General features: G+C 48.5%; 27 protein-coding genes and 1 tRNA gene. 20 read left to right on the plus strand and 8 right to left on the minus strand.

The features are described from left to right. Positions 1 to 473: 473 nt before the first annotated feature. Positions 474 to 686 (plus strand): hypothetical protein, encoded by a 213-nt coding sequence (locus NSB03_RS06055; protein ID WP_024987785.1) that lies wholly within the window; start codon positions 474 to 476, stop codon positions 684 to 686. 428 nt (positions 687 to 1,114) lie between these two features. Here the strand turns inward: NSB03_RS06055 and NSB03_RS06060 are convergent, their stop codons facing one another. Beyond that, the gene (locus NSB03_RS06060; RefSeq protein WP_024987786.1) at positions 1,115 to 1,654 is read right to left on the minus strand and encodes a hypothetical protein; all 540 of its coding nucleotides are present in this window, start codon (positions 1,652 to 1,654) and stop codon (positions 1,115 to 1,117) included. A 39-nt stretch (positions 1,655 to 1,693) separates the two neighbouring features. Beyond that, complete coding sequence (locus NSB03_RS06065; RefSeq protein WP_024987787.1) at positions 1,694 to 2,116, minus strand: hypothetical protein; 423 nt, start codon at positions 2,114 to 2,116, stop codon at positions 1,694 to 1,696. Between the two features lie 114 nt (positions 2,117 to 2,230). On the opposite strand from NSB03_RS06065, the gene NSB03_RS06070 reads away from it, so the two are divergent. The 18 genes from NSB03_RS06070 to NSB03_RS06155 all read left to right on the plus strand — a co-directional run bounded on the left by NSB03_RS06070 (position 2,231) and on the right by NSB03_RS06155 (position 10,552). Next, the gene (locus tag NSB03_RS06070; protein ID WP_024987788.1) at positions 2,231 to 2,437 is read left to right on the plus strand and encodes a hypothetical protein; all 207 of its coding nucleotides are present in this window, start codon (positions 2,231 to 2,233) and stop codon (positions 2,435 to 2,437) included. A gap of 7 nt (positions 2,438 to 2,444) precedes the next feature. Then, positions 2,445 to 2,527, plus strand: a tRNA-OTHER gene (locus NSB03_RS06075). Between the two features lie 28 nt (positions 2,528 to 2,555). Further along, positions 2,556 to 2,756 carry a hypothetical protein gene (locus tag NSB03_RS06080; protein WP_024987789.1) on the plus strand — a complete coding sequence of 67 codons (201 nt, stop codon included), beginning with the start codon at positions 2,556 to 2,558 and terminating at the stop codon, positions 2,754 to 2,756. Beyond that, positions 2,746 to 2,967 carry a hypothetical protein gene (locus NSB03_RS06085; RefSeq protein ID WP_024987790.1) on the plus strand — a complete coding sequence of 74 codons (222 nt, stop codon included), beginning with the start codon at positions 2,746 to 2,748 and terminating at the stop codon, positions 2,965 to 2,967. The genes NSB03_RS06080 and NSB03_RS06085 overlap by 11 nt, the downstream gene beginning before the upstream one ends. A 14-nt stretch (positions 2,968 to 2,981) precedes the next feature. Then, positions 2,982 to 5,021, plus strand: coding sequence for a transposase family protein (locus NSB03_RS06090; protein WP_257466281.1), 2,040 nt, complete (start codon positions 2,982 to 2,984; stop codon positions 5,019 to 5,021). Between the two features lie 36 nt (positions 5,022 to 5,057). Further along, on the plus strand, positions 5,058 to 5,927 hold the full coding sequence (locus NSB03_RS06095) for an AAA family ATPase (RefSeq protein WP_257466282.1): 870 nt from the start codon (positions 5,058 to 5,060) through the stop codon (positions 5,925 to 5,927). Further along, positions 5,924 to 6,322, plus strand: coding sequence for a hypothetical protein (locus NSB03_RS06100; protein WP_257466283.1), 399 nt, complete (start codon positions 5,924 to 5,926; stop codon positions 6,320 to 6,322). Before NSB03_RS06095 ends, NSB03_RS06100 begins: the two co-directional genes overlap by 4 nt. Before the next feature lie 2 nt (positions 6,323 to 6,324). After that, the gene (locus NSB03_RS06105; protein ID WP_004325648.1) at positions 6,325 to 7,002 is read left to right on the plus strand and encodes a hypothetical protein; all 678 of its coding nucleotides are present in this window, start codon (positions 6,325 to 6,327) and stop codon (positions 7,000 to 7,002) included. Continuing rightward, entirely contained in the window at positions 6,999 to 7,235 is a 237-nt protein-coding gene (locus tag NSB03_RS06110) for a hypothetical protein (protein WP_024987791.1), read from the plus strand. Before NSB03_RS06105 ends, NSB03_RS06110 begins: the two co-directional genes overlap by 4 nt. A 5-nt stretch (positions 7,236 to 7,240) precedes the next feature. Further along, positions 7,241 to 7,519, plus strand: a complete 279-nt coding sequence (locus tag NSB03_RS06115; protein WP_024987792.1) for a hypothetical protein — start codon at positions 7,241 to 7,243, stop codon at positions 7,517 to 7,519. Between the two features lie 30 nt (positions 7,520 to 7,549). Then, positions 7,550 to 7,843, plus strand: a complete 294-nt coding sequence (locus NSB03_RS06120) for a hypothetical protein (protein ID WP_024987793.1) — start codon at positions 7,550 to 7,552, stop codon at positions 7,841 to 7,843. 261 nt (positions 7,844 to 8,104) lie between these two features. Next, positions 8,105 to 8,314, plus strand: a complete 210-nt coding sequence (locus tag NSB03_RS06125) for a hypothetical protein (RefSeq protein ID WP_225695912.1) — start codon at positions 8,105 to 8,107, stop codon at positions 8,312 to 8,314. A gap of 52 nt (positions 8,315 to 8,366) precedes the next feature. Beyond that, positions 8,367 to 8,534, plus strand: a complete 168-nt coding sequence (locus NSB03_RS06130) for a hypothetical protein (RefSeq protein WP_159102144.1) — start codon at positions 8,367 to 8,369, stop codon at positions 8,532 to 8,534. Next, complete coding sequence (locus NSB03_RS06135; RefSeq protein ID WP_249932084.1) at positions 8,500 to 8,697, plus strand: hypothetical protein; 198 nt, start codon at positions 8,500 to 8,502, stop codon at positions 8,695 to 8,697. The genes NSB03_RS06130 and NSB03_RS06135 overlap by 35 nt, the downstream gene beginning before the upstream one ends. A 144-nt stretch (positions 8,698 to 8,841) precedes the next feature. After that, positions 8,842 to 9,285, plus strand: a complete 444-nt coding sequence (locus tag NSB03_RS06140; RefSeq protein WP_024987795.1) for a hypothetical protein — start codon at positions 8,842 to 8,844, stop codon at positions 9,283 to 9,285. Positions 9,286 to 9,306: 21 nt separating this feature from the next. Continuing rightward, entirely contained in the window at positions 9,307 to 9,957 is a 651-nt protein-coding gene (locus NSB03_RS06145; protein WP_024987796.1) for a DUF3164 family protein, read from the plus strand. 2 nt (positions 9,958 to 9,959) lie between these two features. Beyond that, the gene (locus NSB03_RS06150) at positions 9,960 to 10,175 is read left to right on the plus strand and encodes a hypothetical protein (RefSeq protein WP_008652655.1); all 216 of its coding nucleotides are present in this window, start codon (positions 9,960 to 9,962) and stop codon (positions 10,173 to 10,175) included. A gap of 107 nt (positions 10,176 to 10,282) precedes the next feature. Then, positions 10,283 to 10,552, plus strand: coding sequence for a hypothetical protein (locus tag NSB03_RS06155; protein WP_007750722.1), 270 nt, complete (start codon positions 10,283 to 10,285; stop codon positions 10,550 to 10,552). On the opposite strand, the gene NSB03_RS06160 is transcribed toward NSB03_RS06155, so the two are convergent. Next, positions 10,539 to 11,012 (minus strand): hypothetical protein, encoded by a 474-nt coding sequence (locus tag NSB03_RS06160; RefSeq protein ID WP_024987797.1) that lies wholly within the window; start codon positions 11,010 to 11,012, stop codon positions 10,539 to 10,541. The two genes, NSB03_RS06155 and NSB03_RS06160, sit on opposite strands and share 14 nt — an antisense overlap. Before the next feature lie 4 nt (positions 11,013 to 11,016). Beyond that, positions 11,017 to 11,649, minus strand: a complete 633-nt coding sequence (locus NSB03_RS06165) for a hypothetical protein (RefSeq protein WP_257466284.1) — start codon at positions 11,647 to 11,649, stop codon at positions 11,017 to 11,019. Between the two features lie 67 nt (positions 11,650 to 11,716). On the opposite strand from NSB03_RS06165, the gene NSB03_RS06170 reads away from it, so the two are divergent. Continuing rightward, the gene (locus NSB03_RS06170; protein ID WP_008762172.1) at positions 11,717 to 11,950 is read left to right on the plus strand and encodes a hypothetical protein; all 234 of its coding nucleotides are present in this window, start codon (positions 11,717 to 11,719) and stop codon (positions 11,948 to 11,950) included. Here NSB03_RS06170 and NSB03_RS06175 read toward each other — a convergent pair. The 4 genes from NSB03_RS06175 to NSB03_RS06190 are packed head-to-tail and all read right to left on the minus strand — an operon-like array spanning position 11,933 to position 16,757. Further along, a complete protein-coding gene (locus NSB03_RS06175) occupies positions 11,933 to 13,366 on the minus strand; it encodes a phage minor head protein (protein WP_128824388.1) in 1,434 nt (477 codons plus the stop codon). The two genes, NSB03_RS06170 and NSB03_RS06175, sit on opposite strands and share 18 nt — an antisense overlap. After that, positions 13,366 to 14,742 (minus strand): phage portal protein family protein, encoded by a 1,377-nt coding sequence (locus NSB03_RS06180; protein ID WP_257466285.1) that lies wholly within the window; start codon positions 14,740 to 14,742, stop codon positions 13,366 to 13,368. Before NSB03_RS06180 ends, NSB03_RS06175 begins: the two co-directional genes overlap by 1 nt. A gap of 1 nt (position 14,743) precedes the next feature. Further along, positions 14,744 to 15,169, minus strand: coding sequence for a phage protein Gp36 family protein (locus tag NSB03_RS06185; protein WP_024987799.1), 426 nt, complete (start codon positions 15,167 to 15,169; stop codon positions 14,744 to 14,746). 19 nt (positions 15,170 to 15,188) lie between these two features. Continuing rightward, positions 15,189 to 16,757 (minus strand): hypothetical protein, encoded by a 1,569-nt coding sequence (locus tag NSB03_RS06190; RefSeq protein WP_195382225.1) that lies wholly within the window; start codon positions 16,755 to 16,757, stop codon positions 15,189 to 15,191. Between the last annotated feature and the right edge of the window lie 2 nt (positions 16,758 to 16,759).

Genomic DNA, 16,759 nt, shown 5'->3' on the forward strand with positions numbered 1-16,759 from the left:
TGGCCAAGGTTATGATGGCTTTGTCCTGTAGAGATATTGTGCTATCGTGTTCTAAAGTATGCCTGATAGCAGTCAGTAAGGGGGGAAAAACGAAGCGTGTCAATATGTGATCGGCTTGAAAATGCTTGATTGTTTTGGTTGTCAAGGTTTTATGGCAGAGTAGGGGAGAGTAAACAGGAAAAACGAAGCGTTTACATCGTTTTACATTAGGCTTACATTTGAACCCCGTTTGAACGCCGTTCAAATGAAATGCTTTACATTGAAGGTGGGATAGGGGAGATTTCGGGAGTGTTATCACCGATTGTTCTTCATGGTTCGCTTCTGGTCAGCTCTCATGTTCAAAGATAGTCAAACGAACTGGTTTGTGCAAGTGGAGTAGGGGAGTGCATGACATATTTCCCCTTTTATTTTATCTAAATTATTCTATATACGATATATTTAGTATATTTGCAATAAAATAAATGCTATATATTATGACTAAAGTTATTCATGTGCATCTGATTTATGAGAAGCAGAACCTCTATTTCGGTAGTATTTCTGCCATATTTGATACTTTGACCGAGAGCCAGGTCGGCATCACCAAAAGCAGCCTGTTACATGCCGGTTTGACCGATGGAGCCGTAAAATACACGAAACGTGCGATGATTATCCAGTCACACCTGATAAAGACTACCAGAAAGGGCTGAGACAGCCTTAAAACGTCTATAAAGCCGCTTTTTGCGGCTTTATTTGTTGTATTCGTGTCGATCCACATTCAAATAGTATACCATAAGAAGTTACTTTTTATTTGAACGGTTGGAACGGTTGGAAAAATGGAGAGGTTATTCACTTGCTTATTCATTAGGTTATTCATTTTAGCCATTACAAAAACGAAACGTTTCGATAGCTTATTCGTTTGCTTATTCATTTTTTGCTGTTTTTTTTGTGAATGGTATGTATAAACGCTATTTTTATACCGTGTTTTTTGCTTGTTTCAGATTATTGAGGGGAGTGAATGTAATTTTGATAATATATATTTACTCCCCTATATTTTGATTTATTGCTTTAAAAATCAGTATTTTACTACTTTTTACTCCCTTTGCCCCACAAAACACATCTTAGCTGGTATCTGAGGCTATAATTCAAAAAGCGTATCATCTATTTCATATTTCTGGGGAACCTCTTTTTTTATGTTATAGAGATTAAGATTTTGGGGATGTTGACTATACTCTTCAAAAAAAGATTTATATTCATCTATATTTTCTAAAAGACGTAAATCCCCAATGAACATATCATGTTTAGCATATTGGGTAATATCTAAATAAAATGGAGAATTCAAGTATTGCATAACTTTTTTGTGGTTATTTTTTAGTAATGGCATATTCCTTTTTATATTATAAGGATATGGTTCTTTTAAGAGGTTGATGTAACTAACTACAACCATCCTCAATGCTGACGCTACATCTTCAATTATCTCTTGGCGTTCTTCAAGATGTTTCATTAGGTAGCTTGATTCCCTTACTTCTGTGCTCTCAAAATTTGTATCACAAAATGTTTTATTATATTCTGTATCGAAGTACTCTTTTTCTTTTTGGGACAATGTATGGAATTTTTTTTCAAAGATAGATTTAAGAGTATTTTTGAGGAATTGATTGTCAAAATGAAAGTTTGCCATATTATTGAATGATTTATTTAAGTAAAGTCTTTATATATTTTATCCTACATTTGCAATACCAGAAACTGGTACATCCGATGCACTTTTTCCTTTTTCTTTTTCAAACTGTTTAATTCGTTCACGTAACATTCCTATTTCTTCTGCTTGCTCTTGAATTGTACAAAGAAGTTTTTCGATAATATCAGTATGGGGTGTGGCTATGTTTGCTTCTTTATTATCTGTATTATTACATATATTTCCTTTTCCTGTTATGAGCCATTTAATATTTATCTGTGCAGAAATTTCTGCATTTGCTACTTTATTGAAAAAGTCATAACTTGGAGCAGACTTTCCGCTTATTATATCGTAAAGAGTCTGTGCCCTCTTGTATCCCAATGATTTTGCAAAAGAATTGGGAGTTTCTTGTAGAAATTCTATCATTTCCGTTACTCTTGCAGAAATTTCTGTATTTTTTTTCTCCATAATTATTTTTATTGCAGAATATTCTGTATATTTGCCACGTGTTCAAAGTGTGAACACCGCCCCAAAGCTACAAAAAAGGCTTGAGGTGACAATGAGAAATATAAAAAGAAGAAAATGAAAGCATTGAAAGTAACCGTTGACTGGGCAGAAATGGATTTGTTTGCTGCCACCCTTAAAGAATTGAATGATGACGAAAATATTTTCGCCTACCAGATTGATGCGTTGACCGGCATCGTGGTCTGTGAGAACGAATGTGGCCTGGCTTACTGCCGTTCTTGTTTTGATTACCGGGTTACTCCGACAATAGAAGAACTCCGATAGATTTCCGGGGCAGTTAGTTCAGTTGGTAGAACACGCTAAGCTCCCGCAAGGGAGAGGCCATGGTCCGTGGTTCGAGTCCGCGACTGCCCGCTACAATAATTTAACTTATCAGCGAATTATGAAAGAGAGAATAGTGGTAGAATACAGTGAGGTGGGTAAAATAGCCGGTTTGCTGGGTTGTTCCCGGGAAATGGTCTCCCACTCCCTTGCATTCCGCAAGAACAGCAAGTTGGCCCGTTCCATTCGCAAGCTCGCCATCGAGCGCGGTGGAACCAAGGTAGGTGGTAACCCTCAAAATAAGGAAAGCGATGAAAAATGAGTTGATGGCATTGTTCGGTGACCAGCTACGCTGGTTTATGCGCCTGAACTGTAAGCAGCGCCTTTGCGTGCTTTACTTCTGTCTGAGTTTCGGGATCCTGCTTTCCCTGGTCTTTGACCACCCGCTGCTGGAGCTTCTCGTGGTGCTGAACTTCGGGGCTTCGGCACAGCTGATGAAGAGGCAAGTCCCTTTGACTGATTTGGAGGACTAATAACAGAACGGGAGATGGAATACTTTGATAATATATTGTGTGTAACTTACACGGAGTTACTGGATATAATGCCCAAAGGTACTTTGAACAGCCAGTTGTCCCGGGATAAACTTGACGTCGTTTCCCGTGGCGGTGGTGAAGGTGGCCACGCCTTGTATGCCTATTCCTCCCTTCCCGAGAAATACAAGAAACGTTGGGTTGAGCGTCATGGTGAACCCGAGAAACAAATGAGACAGGAAATGATCCGTAACATAGTGAAGAAAGACGAGAAGGCCGAGAACTTTTTCGAGGATTACCGTTACGACAAGAACGGTGAGATGGTCGCTCTTCCCTTGGATGTGAAGAAAGAATACACCTGGAATGCCTCGGTGCTGAACGCGCTGATGGAAGAGTTCAAACGCTTGAGTTCATCCAATAACAAGCTGACCGGTTTCCGCCGTAACCTTTGGGAGCTTCTGCTTGTCACGAGTGAGGAATGGCGTCCGGTGTACGGGCACAGCCTTCCGGGCAGTGTGGGGCGTTTGAAAGCCCTGATAAACAAGTTCCGTCCCGACAACTACGGTGTGCTTGTGAGCGGTAAATACGGCAACAGCAACACGCTGAAGATCGAGGAGGACGGCGGGCGTTACCTTGTTGCATTGAAACGCAGCCGCGTTCCGGTTTATACTGACATGGAGATCTTCGAGGAGTACAACCGTGTCGCTCCGGAATGTGGCTGGAAGCCCCTGAAGAGTCCCCGCAGCCTCCGCGAATGGTTCAACAGCCCGCGTGTCGAACCTCTGTGGTACGATGCCGTTTATGGGGAAATGAAGGCACACCAGCGTTATGACCGCAAGCACCGGACCATCCTTCCGAGCCGTCGTGACAGCCTCTGGTATGGCGACGGCACGAAGCTGAACCTCTACTATCGTGACGAGAACGGAAACAAGTGCACTACAAGCGTGTACGAGGTGGTGGATGCCTATAGTGAAGTCCTGCTCGGTTATTACATCAGCGACAACGAAGACTATATCGCCCAGTACCATGCTTTCCGCATGGCTATCCAAACGAGCGGGCACAAACCCTACGAGATCGTGTGCGACAACCAGGGCGGTCATAAGAAGAACGCGGCGCTGGGCCTTTTCTCGAAGATTAGCCGTATCCACCGTCCGACAGCTCCGTATAATGGCGAATCTAAGACGATTGAGAACATTTTCTACCGCTTCCAGAGCCAGGTATTGAAGAAACGTTTCGGTTTCACCGGGCAGAATATTACGGCAAAGAGAGATACAAGCCGTCCGAATTTGGAATTCATCAACGCGAACATCGACTCCCTTCCTACATTGGAGGAACTGAAGGAACAGTATGCCGCCTCCCGTGAGCAGTGGAACTCAATGAAGCACCCGGCCACCGGCATCCCCCGTATTGAGATGTACAATACCAGCGTAAACGAGGCCACCGATCCGGTCAGCGTTCCTGATATGGTGGAGATGTTCTGGTACACGACCGATAAACCGTCGCTGTTCACCGCCAGCGGTATCGAGATCACAGTACAGGGAAAGAAATACCCTTACGAGGTTTTCTCCGCTCCCGGTGAGCCTGACCTGGAATGGCGCCGGCGTAATACCTACAAGAAGTTCTATGTCCAGTACGATCCCTATGACATGAGCAGCGTACGGTTGCTTTACAAGGACAAGGGCGGTGCGATGCGTTTCGAGTGTGTGGCCTCGTTCCCGCTGATGATCCACCGTGCCCAGCAGGAGCAGACGGAAGCCGAAAAACGTTTCATCCGCACCCAGCAGGAGGCCGTCGTCAATGAACGTATAAACCGTCAGGTCGTCGCCAAAGATATCGAGTATGAGCATGGTGTCGCACCGGAACAGAACGGTCTGCGCACCCCTGACCTGAAAGGTCTCGGAAAGGAGGCGCAACGCCAGATTGACCGTCGCACGAGAAAATACAGCCAGCCGGCCCGTCCTTCCATAGGCCGTGACATGAAAGTCATCAGCAACGTGACATGGGACAGTTTTGAGAAGAAGGAAGTGAGCATCCGCAAGGTGGTCGGGAAATTATAAGGGACAGATTTATAATAAGATAAAAAAATATTGATTATGGAAATTACAATGAAAGAGAAGAATGCCATCAGTGAGAGCCTTCGGGCTTACGTGGCGAAGTATCCGAGCCAGACGAAGGCTGCGGGTAGTCTGAAGGGAGTCAGTGTGGGTACTGTGAGCAATATCCTGAACGGGCGTTATGAGAATATCAGTGACGAGATGTTCCGTAATGTCGCCTCGCAGGTCGGTGGTGTAAGCGCTACCGGCTGGCAGATCGTGGAGACCGGCGCTTACCAGGAGATCACAGCTGTGCTCTCCGATGCGCAGCGCTGGCGCAATGTCACATGGGTGACTGGTGAGGCCGGTTGTGGCAAGAGTACCACCGCCCGTGTTTACCTTCATGAGCATAAGGAGGTTTTCTATATTCTCTGCTCCGAGGACATGAAGAAAGGTGACTTTGTCCGCGAGATCGCCCGCATGGTCGGGATCCGGACTGAAGGGTATAATATCCGTGAGGTGTGGGGACTTATTCTGGATGATATCATCCAGATGGACGCGCCCCTGCTGGTATTTGATGAGGCGGACAAGCTGACCGAACCGGTGTTCCACTACTTTATCAGCCTGTACAACAAGTTGGAGGAGAAATGCGGTGTCGTGTTTTTGAGTACCGATTATATTGCCAAACGCATCAGCAACGGTCTGCGGTACCAGAAGCCCGGCTACAAGGAGTTCTACAGCCGTATCGGACGGAAATTTTATGAGCTGGAGCCTACGGACGTGAACGACGTGTTTGCGATCTGTTCCGCCAACGGTGTGACTGACAAGAAAGATATCGACAGCGTGATAAAGGAGGCCTCGACTTGTGACTTTGATTTGCGGCGTGTGAGGAAGTCCATTCACAAGGTGAAACGTATGGTGGGGGAATGACCTCCGTTCAAATACCGTTCAAACGTAATTTTAAGGATATGGAAAACAAATTTGAATACTTAAAGATCGACGGTCGCGAGCAGCTTCCCGTTCCCTGGAGCGATTACCCGGTCTTGAGGGAATACGAGACGGTGACCGTTTACCGAAATGGTCGCGACTACCTGGACGCCCTTGTGGGACAGCAGGATGGCTGGTGGGTTGCCGGCGTTCACATGGAGGTGGGCGGTTCCGGAGGCGGTTTCAACCCGGGACGTAAATGGGGGCAGTTTGCCACCCGTGAGAATGCCCTTCTGTGGGCACTCGGCAGGATGCTTTGCCACGAGAAACTGCGGGGTGCCACACGGCAGGCCGTACTTGACCGAATTGACAATATCCGACAACTAACACTGTTCTGACTATGGAAGAAGAGAAAAAGGATAATAAAAAAGCGGGCATGAGACGTGCCTTGAATGTCAGGGACATCCTGAACAAGAAGTATGACGTATTCCCTTTTGAAGGGAAATGGAAGGATGCCTTCGACACTCCGGAAGTCCGGGGCTGCTGGTTCGTGTGGGGCAACAGTGGTAATGGCAAGACCTCTTTTGTGATGCAGCTCTGCAAGGAACTTTGCAAGTATGACCGTGTGGCGTTCAACTCCCTGGAGGAAGGAACTTCTCTGACAGTCCAAAATAACCTGCGGCGCTTTGGTATGGCCGAGGTAAGCCGCCATTTGGCGTTTATCAAAGAGGACATCCCCACCTTGAAGATCAGGCTCCGGCGTCATAAGAGTTTCAACATCGTGATCATTGACAGCTTCCAATACACACAGATGACGTATCGTGACTATATCCAGCTGAAGGAGGAGTTTCCGGACAAGCTGTTTGTTTTCATCAGCCATGCCCGCGGCAAGAATCCTAAAGGTGATGCGGCCACGAGCGTGATGTATGATGCCGACCTGAAGATATGGGTGGAGGGCTACGTCGCCTTCAGTAAGGGACGTTATCAGGGGGCCACTGGTGAATACACAATCTGGGAGAAGGGCGCCTATGACTATTGGAATGTGGCGGGACCGAAACAGAAAGGAGGCCAGGCATGAGTAGGATAAAGAAGCAGCTGGAGATTTGTCCTCCCGCCTATATGTGTAAGGGACCTAATCGTGAGAACTTTGTCAGTACCAGTCACAAGTGTGGTTACTGTAAGGGTAACGGCTGGTTCTGGGGAACGGAGGAAGGTAGCCGCGAGGATGTGCGGAAACCCTGTCCGGTCTGTGAAGGCAGCGGTGAACTGGATGCGATTATAACAGTGGATTGGAAACCAACAAATAAATAATCATCATGGGAAAGAAGAAAACAATAGAAAATTGTGTGGGTACCGTTACTGTTTCCACCAGGATCCAGAACGGTGCCGTAACGACCACTTACCAGTTCAAAGCGGGTTTTGCCGCTCATGGTTGGACTGATAAAAGGGCTAAGGACATTGTCCGGCAAATGAAGTCCGGTGTGGAAAATATGATTTTCGCGGATAAAGAACATTTTGGTATCACTGATACGTCCAGAGTGACATTTTACGGTGGTGTCAAAGTTCTTGAGTGCGATTATATTCTTGAAAAATAGCATATTATCAACCATTAAAATTTAACTAAAATGATTACAGAAAAACAGAAAGAGGCAGTAAAGGAACTTTGCCAATACGTGGATAACTTTTGTAAGGAAAACGATCTTAGCGCTTTTATGAGCGTTGCGGCAAGTAAGGATCATCCGACCGGGCTTGAGCAGATTGCCGGTTCAATCGTGACCGGTAAAGGTGATCATGTTATAGGTTCCATATCCGGAATTGTTAAGACTGACAAACGTGTCTGCATGTTGCTGTCCATGGCGCTGATGCAGGCCCAAGTGAGAAAGGCGGATATCAATATTATCCCGTATTGGGGAAATTAGAATATGAACTGATGAATGACTATAAATGAACACGAGTGAGAACCTGCACCAGCTCGGCCTTCCGATAGAGAGACTGAGTAGCGTTCTTATTAACTGGACGTGTTTTGAACCGCGTCGTCAGATGCTTATCAGTGCTTCCACGAAGACTGAAGGCTGGGCGATTGTTGAGACGCGGGATTCGCAACTGGTCGCCGCTATCCTGAGGGATGTCCCGGAGGCACGTTTGAGAGAACTTGAGAAACCTGTAGTTACAATAGCGTTATGAGTAATATATTCAAAAAATTCGAAGGTCTGAAAGTTCGTGTTCAGATCACGAACAGTATCGGGCTTCCGGTTGACCGTCAAGGTTATGTGGAGGTTGAGGAGAACTGGGCTTATCTTTACGAGAAAGGCCAGAAGGGAAACAGATATATTTTAGCAATCAACACCAACAGAAACAGCGTGGTGTCGGTTGAAGTGATTAATTTGTAAGAATAAAGTATGGAATATAAAACACTATAAAATAACAATTAAAGAGGTTGGATTGGAAAAGCCAATTGAAACTGAATATCATGGAATTATCGACTATAAAGGGCTTATTGCTCACTATGGATTGAATAATTCTGATGTAGAATGGTATGGTCGAATGAATCAAATCAAGTATAATAATGAATCAAATGGATATAAAGTTAAGCAAGATGCAGCTTATTGATTTAAAGAATATCTGCAAAAAAGGATGGGGTGGTTATGATAAGCCCTATGAGGAATTAGACGAGATGGTAAAGAACGGTTTATTGACAAAATCGGCAGGTCCATTCGGTGATGTCGTTTATCGTCCAACTGCCGAAGGACGTAGATACATTAACTCAATATAGAATAATAATGAGCGTATTTGAATTTTTCCACCGGTATAAGTGTACAAAAGATGAAAAGGAACACCTTCTTAATCACTTATGCGCCATTAGGATAAAGAGGATCATAAAAGAAATGGATATTCTCCATGAAAGAACAACATAACCATGCAGATAGATATCAACAGCCGCAAGCAGTTAAATAAACCCGAGAATTATGCGGTGTTTTATAGTCTTTTGAACCGCCTTCCGACATCTGACCGCGATGCTTTGAAGGAAAGCGTAGTTTCCCAGTACACGGACGGACGTACCACGAGTCTGCGCGACATGACACTGAAGGAATACAGTGCGGCCATAGCCGGGATGCGTAAGCTGGTGCCGCCCACTCACCAGGAAGAACTCCGGAAGATTCTCCGTCAGAAGCGCTCCGCGGTACTGCACCAGATGCAACTGCTGGGCATTGATACGGCCGACTGGGACAAGGTGAACGCTTTCTGCCTGGACAGCCGTATCGCCGGCATGGAGTTCCGAGAACTTGACTGTGAGGCGTTGGACACGTTACAGATGAAGCTGCGCGCCATTCGTCGCAAACGTGAGAATAAACAACAGTAACAACCATTTAATTTTTTAGTTATGGACTTGAAAGAACAATTAAAAATCCTGTCCGCCCAGGACAGGAAGGAGCTTTTGAAACAGCTCCAGCAGGAAGAGAAGGAAAACAAGCGCAACCGTCGCGATGCCTACGAGGGGCTCCGTGCGCAGTTCATGCTTGAAGTGAAGAACAGACTGTTTCCGGTTGTGGATGACGTGAAGGCCTTCCGTGACTGGGTAGAGAAGGAAGCCGCCTCTTTCCGCGACCTGATGCGTGACTATGGGCAGCTCCGCAAGGATGACCAGGCGAGTTTCACCATCGTGGACGGTGACATGAAGCTGGAAGTGAGGAGTAACAAGGTGAAGAGTTTCGACGAGCGCGCCAACCTCGCCGCCGAGCGTCTGGTGGATTACCTGAAGCGTTACGCCATGAGCCGGGAGCTCGGTACCGACGATCCGATGTACCAGCTCGGTATGACCATGATCGAGCGTAACCGTCAGGGTGATCTGGACTACAAGTCGGTGAGCAAGCTGTATGAGCTGGAGGACCGTTTCGACAGTGAATACACGGAGATCATGGACCTCTTCCGTGAGAGCAATGTGGTGTACAAGACCGCGGTGAACTACTATTTTCATAAACGTGACGAGAACGGTGTCTGGCGCCGTATCGAACCTTCATTCTGCCGGTTGTAGTTATGGAAAAGACGAAGAACATCGCGCCGCACGTCATGGCCTGCAAGCGTTGTGAAGGCAAGGGACGTATCTTTTACCTGGACCAGGGAGGAGCTCCTTTATCCGCAAAATGTCCGGTCTGTAATGGCAGCGGGCGGGTGAAGGTACAGAGCAAGGTGATCACCCGTATCGAGCCGTTTGTCCCGGGTGAGGACGACACCGAACTGATGACCATGTGATTTTGTTCACACTCTAAACAGAAAAACGCCGCATTCATACACGATGCGGCGTTTTTTTATTAACATCCCCGGTTAAATGCCTATATTTGCAGCATATACCTGAACTTATGGCCAAAGGACGAGACAAGAACCTGATAGAACTCCGTGATGAAGCCCTGTGCCGCCGTTACTATTACTGGACGGAGGTGCAGCGCCTGCGTTTTGATGACGCCCTGAAAGTGTTGTCCCGCCAAGAGTTTTTCATTTCCGAAGAACGGATCATGTCCATTATCCGGCGCAAGTGCCGGGAGCTGAAGGACCTGGAGGTGAAGCCCGTCCCGAAAGTGAAGAAGCCCCGCCTGACAGCCGTCCAGCTCTCGCTCTTTACGGGAGAATAAACCTTGCCGCGCCTTCCTGCATGGCCGACTCGTCATGCAGCGTGAAGGAGTAAACCGTCTCGTACACCTTGATATTTCCAGGCATGGAATAGTCCCGGTTTTTCACCCTGACCAGCGGGCTGGCTTCTTCCGAACATTGGAAACCCTGGAGTATCCTGTACAGTTCCTTCGCCTTCAGCAGACGTTCCTTTGCTTTTTGATAGGTTCCGGAGGTGTAGTGGGTGTCATCGTAACAGTCGACGGCCAGGCGTATGGTAATGAGTGACTCGCTTTTCTGTACCCCGTATCCGAGATCGTTCCAGTCCGATTCGGTATTTCCGATCAGCACACAAGGGAATGTGACCGGGTATTGGTCCTCTTCCGCCCCCGCTTCAAGTTGCCCGTAATCCTCGTCTATGCAGGAGAGTTCCGGCATCATTCCGGCGATACGTTCCATGATCGCGATGAATATTTCTTCCATATCCTTATAAATTTAAAATGTTTCTGATTTCATTTTCTGTTTTTTCCGTTATCCTGTCGGACAGTTCTTTGCTTTCTCCGATGAACTGCCGTTGCGGTATTCGGATCCGGAGTTTTTTCTTTTTGGTGAGCGCCAGTCTTTTCCATTTCAGCGCTTCCGGGTTCTCCGGCGGTTCGTTACTTGCGGCAGAACCCTTCTTTTTGCCTTTTTTTTTGCCCGTAGCGGCTTTTTTAGCCTTGTCTGAAGCCTGGTAATACTTCGCCCACGCAAAGCGCCGCATTCGTGGCGTAACGGTCGGATGCACTTCTCCTCCCCAGTTGTTGACGGGAGCGTATATGAGGTCGTTGGCCACTCTCACCCGGTAGTCCCCCGGCATGTACTTGACGGAGCTGAAGAGGTGGTTTCTCCCGGATAGCAGCGTCCCGTACTGCCCTGCCGCATCGGTCCGTCCCGAGGACAGCCTTTTCGCTTTCGGCCACGGGTGTAATCCTCTGTTTACGAAACCTTCCCGGCGGAAATTATCCTGGAAATGGTCTTTTGCCATTCGTCCGGCGATGACCGGCATCTTCCGTTTCATCAGGTCATCCAGTTCCTTGCGCTTGGCTTTTATCAGCTTTGAATATTCTTTTATGTCCATAAATGACTGATTTAAAAAATAATTTTATACTTTTGCGGACAAGGCGTTTTATGTGCCTTTTTGCGTTATGGAAATACCTAAACAAGTGTCGGAATTAGCAAACAGTAACGGTTACAACTCCGTTGTCTTATCAGCCAGTTCCCCTGAGGGAAGCATCTATTCCGTGGGGTGTGTTGATGGGAATGGTTTTGAGTTGCCTGTCGGTCTTCCCGCCTTTATTCTGTTCGACGGCCGTTCTTGCCGTCTGATGGATGGTGAGGAGGGGCTGGCACTTTCTTCCCGTTTATTTGGTGATGAATAGTCCCATGATTTTGGGATTTACCAGTTTGTTGTCTATTCTTATCACTCCCACACGGTTGGCTTTCATGCTCTGTATGTAATTGCTTGCATCATCCTTTCCGGTTTGCGGGTCGAAGAACCTTGCCTTCCCTTCAGTCACCTCCGCACAGAATACGTGTGCGGAACCGCCCTTCCAGGCACAATATATCTCGTATATTCCGTCCTCTTTGAATTTTTCCCTGAAGTATTCCTTCAGCCGATTTGCATTCATTACTTGGTATCCCTTTCTGACCTGCCATTTATAGGTATAGTCATAATCCGGTTTTGTTCCGTCCCGGTTCAGGAAACGTTCTTCCCATGTAATACCTTGTTTTGCCATTTCGTTGTATGCGCTTTGTCGGATGTTTGGTTTTGCCTCGGTGTCGAAGCCTAACCTTCTGAGCATGTGTGTCACGGTGCAGGTCTGGCAATTTACGCGGTATCCTTCCTCTTTCCCGAATTTCGGATTTTCCTTTCCCTTGTTCGCCTGTTCGTATGTCATCGGTTTGCCTTTGGTGATACCGAGGGCCTTTTCTATCCTGAGATTGTTGTGGGCGATGTCGGTTTTTTCCTCCAGCGTCAGGTTGTCCGGCATTTCGGCTATCATCTCGTTGATGCGCTTGGTAAGTGCGTCCACGGCTTTTCTGGCTCCCGGGTGCGCCTCAGTAATGTAGGGATGTTTGTCTGAAAACAATTTGCCGTCTTTTCCCGGATTGTTTTCCAGACCGTTATGTGCCTTGTTTCGTCCGTTCTCGTCCGGTACCGCTGTCGGCGCTTCATCCGTTGACGAGAGCGTACACTTGCAGTTCCACCGGTCCCCCGGCCTGTGCTCGTTCCAGAACGGATCATCGACGGGGCGTATGGTTCCCCAGAAAATTTTGTGGTCCGCTCCCGGGTGTACTGATGTTGACGGCATCCATTTGAGGTTCGGCAGGATATCCTTCTCCCGCTCGAACTGTCTCCAGTCGGCCGCCTGATGCGCCCGTATGACTGCCGTGTCGTATTCGGTACGCAACCAGTCTACCATCTGGTGGTCCGCTATGGGCATGACGAGTTTCAGCCACTGTTCAAACGGCCTTAAATTGCCGTTTTCGTCCAGCAGTAGCGCCGCCATGTCGTTTTGTGCCCGGTGTACCTTGAACGCGGCAAATACGACATTGTTCGTCCGTATTTCGCGGTAGAAGTCATAATCCGGATCATCGGGCTTTCGTGCCCCGAACCCCTTGTCGGTGGCTTTGTTCATTGTTTTCCACGTGGCCTCGAACAGGTTCTCCTCGATGTCGGTCATGGGATGGAAGTCCTTGCTGTATATGTTCTTCAGGGCTTTCCCCAGTACCTCTTCATCAAAAGAAAACACGTTTTCCACCTGCTTGTTTTCAAACCGGTAGAGGTCGTTCATCACCACTCTAAAGCTGCCCCGTCTTTCCCCGGGGCTTTCCCGAAAAAACGTTTCAGCCAGTTATACGCGTTTTTAAGTGCGTTTTTCTTCTCTTTGGGAGTCTCTTTTCCGGTCTCCGGTATTTCCTCCTCTTCATCCTCCCGCTCCCCGTCGGTTGCCGCTTTTTCTTTCGCCGCTTGTATTTCTTTCGCTCCGACTTCCTGCCGTTTTTTCAGTTCGTTGTAGTCTGCCGGCTTCTCGATCCCGAATTCCTCGTACAGATAATCGTCTCCTACCGGCAGGCTGAAGTTCGTACGCAATTGGGTAAGGATGCTCATTTTCTTCTCCGGTTCGATGACTTTCTTTTCCGGGTAGCAGAACTCGCCGCCGGTGGTGTCTATCCCGAGCATGGCGAATATGTCGGTCATGTTGTAGTTGAGTACGTCCAGGATGTCCTGCCGGTCCGCAAGCGTGACTTTCTCCTCCACGTCCTTGTGGACGGTCCCGAGTGCCTGTGTTCCCTTGTCCGAAGCCTCAGTGGTGAGCGTGTTCCCGAGGAACAGTTTCGATATCTCGCTGTTGCACCGTTCGCAGAGCTTGTCGTAGAGGTCTGAGCTTCCGGTCTTGTTCGCCGCTTCCCTGAGTTCCATCATAGTTTCCTGGGCGTGCACGAATACCGACATGCTTCCGGTACTTTCCGCATCCGCCAGCGCCCTCTGCCTTGCCTCGTCGTCATCCGTGGGGTATGTGTATTCCCGGATAGGTGCGCCGAACACTTCCGCGAACTGTGCCCAGTCCGCCACGTCGTTCCGCTTGTATATCACCCATACGGCCGCCTTTGCGAGCATTCCGAGCTCTTCAGGTTCCCCGATGAAGAGCAGGTCGGGGTATTCGTCCCAGGATGTTCCGGTGGTGTCCGTCTGGTGGCGCAGTATGAGCCTGCGTACCGGATCCACATGCTTGCGCGGTATCCGGTCGTAGTTTACCCATTCCCCTTTGCGGTAGAACTGCACGAGCGTGAACCCCCAGAATTTCGCGTCTAAGATGTCACCTATGAGACGCCGGAACCATGGTGAACGTATCTGTTCGTTTACCGCCTTGTCGGGCTTTCCGTTACGCCGGAACTCGATGACGGAGGAGAGCACGGCGTTTTTCCGTTTCTCGATGACGCTTGTCAGGTGCGTGTCCATGAGAATGTCGTCATACAGGTCGTACAATTTGAACCTTCTGGAGTAATCCACGTTCTCGAAGGCGCGTATGGCCAGCATATAATCCGCTATGTCTATGCCGAAGCGCTTAGGTTGTGTCAGTATGATGGTTGCGGGACCTTTCTGCCCGGGCCTCGGCAGGTTTCCGCTTTTGGTTATCTTTCCGGCCCTTTTCTGTCTTTTACTCATGTTACCAGTGGTTTACACGTTTACGGTTGCTTTTGATGAGGAAATTTGATTTTGCCGCCCTTGTCTCTTCGGGAAGCAGGGGCAGCCCGTCCACGGATAATTCCTCGGCCGCTACCGCCCTGAGCCATTCGACGGCCCTTTCGTAACGTTCCTTGCGCAGGGTTGAAAGGTTCCTCGGGTTGTGGATGCTGAAAATATGGTACACTGCGATGTCTATGGCCATCATCAGCACGAGCTGGCTCCGTCTGTTTCCGGTCTCGGTGAATATCCTGTCACAGTCATAGCGTTTGGAGAGGTAGCACCGCATCTCTTCGATGGCCCGGTCCTCACATATCTCCACGACGGCATTGTCCTCCCTTGTCAGCGCGTCCAGTATTTCGCGGTGGATGCTCGCGTCGTAATCTGTAAGTTCTATAAATTTGCTCATTTGGGTAAAGTATTAAAGTTTACAGTCTGTACTTGTTGTGCGCCCGCATCTTCCTTGTGGAGATGACGGCCGGTTTTTCCGCCTGGTGCGCCTTGCGGTCTATGATGCGGTTTCCTCCCTCCACGCAGTCGGGCCCGTCCGCCGGATATGTCAGCATCAGGTTGAAGAGGCTGAACTGGTCGGTAAGCAGCTTCATGTGCGGGTTGTCCTTTTCCGCCTCGTTGAAAATGAGGTTTCCCTCACTGTTGAGCGGTTCCAGGTTCGTCTCGATACGTGTGGCCTTGTCCGTTTTCTTCTCCTCGTCCCCCTGGATATAGAGGGCTATCTTCCTTTGCCGCCGTATGCGCCTGATTATGGGTTGGAACACCTGCTGGAAAAAAGGGTCCTGCAACTTGTTGTTCTCCATGTAGCAGTACACGTTCGTTTTCCCGTTCACGAATTCCAGCAGTTTGATGTACCATTCGATGAACGTGGCGTTCGTCTCCCTTCCGAGGAACCCCTTGATGACATAGAGTTTCCCGGCCAGTTTTCCGAGCAGGAACGCTGCCTTTGTGGAACTCTTCTTCGTCTTGTTCTCCCCGGGTGCGGGGTCACCGTAGATGACTAGGAACTTGAATTTCGATAGCGCCGGCACTTTCCCGTAGATGATGTCCTTGAATATCTCTCCCTCCGCTACGGGGTTGTTGAAGAATTCCTTCTGGCGTGCCGCCGCGCTGACCATTGAGAGGAAGAGGTCTATGTCCTCTTCCGAGTTTTTTTGCGGCCATACGGAGAGTCCGTTTTTGTCACGTATGTTGATGATGTCCATGTGTCCGATGCCCTTTCCCTTCAGTTCGGTTGCCTTTTCAATGGCCCTTTTTATGCAGCAGTCCGCGGCGATGATGTTCCCGTTGAAGAGTATGCGGTAGTTTCCTGATACGGACATGGTCGGTATCAGGGCTTCCTCCAGCCATTTCCATTTGGTTTTGATACGTTCCGGATTCCGGCATTCCTCGTCGGTGTCGATATCGTCCACCAGGATGAAGTCCGGCCGGAAATTCTTGTTACGGGTACCGCGCGGTGACTGTCCGGCTCCGATGGCGCGGAAGGAACATCCCGCCATGATGGTGAATTCCCCCGTTTCCCAATACCCGGGTTTCTTCTGCATCCCGTAGTCCTGGATGATTCTTTGGTTCTCTTCGAAGTTGGCCATGAACGGCAGTAGGAGCCTTTGGGCGTTGTCCTGCGAATTGGATATCAGCAGTACGTTGCGCACCTTTCTGGTAATTGCCAGTTTTGATATTTCCATCATGGACCGTGCGGACTTCGCCAGCTCCCGCGACCACGCGCGCACCTCATACCACCGGTTGTTCTTTATCAACCTTCCGGTAGCTTTCTTGTGGAAGTCCGCCGCCTCGCATGAATAGTACATGGCGAAGTAATACCGGAACCACTCCTCGTCATCCTTTTCGAGCCTTTCCCTGCGTGCACGTATTTCCGCTTCCGTGTCCGAAGGGTTGATGTCCGAATTTTCGCGTATGGATGCGATCAGCTCCTCCCATTCGACAAGTGCCGTGCGGTCCTGCGGTGTAAGTCTTTTCTTTGCCATGG

The organism is Bacteroides acidifaciens (assembly GCF_024623065.1).
Taxonomy (GTDB): domain Bacteria; phylum Bacteroidota; class Bacteroidia; order Bacteroidales; family Bacteroidaceae; genus Bacteroides; species Bacteroides acidifaciens.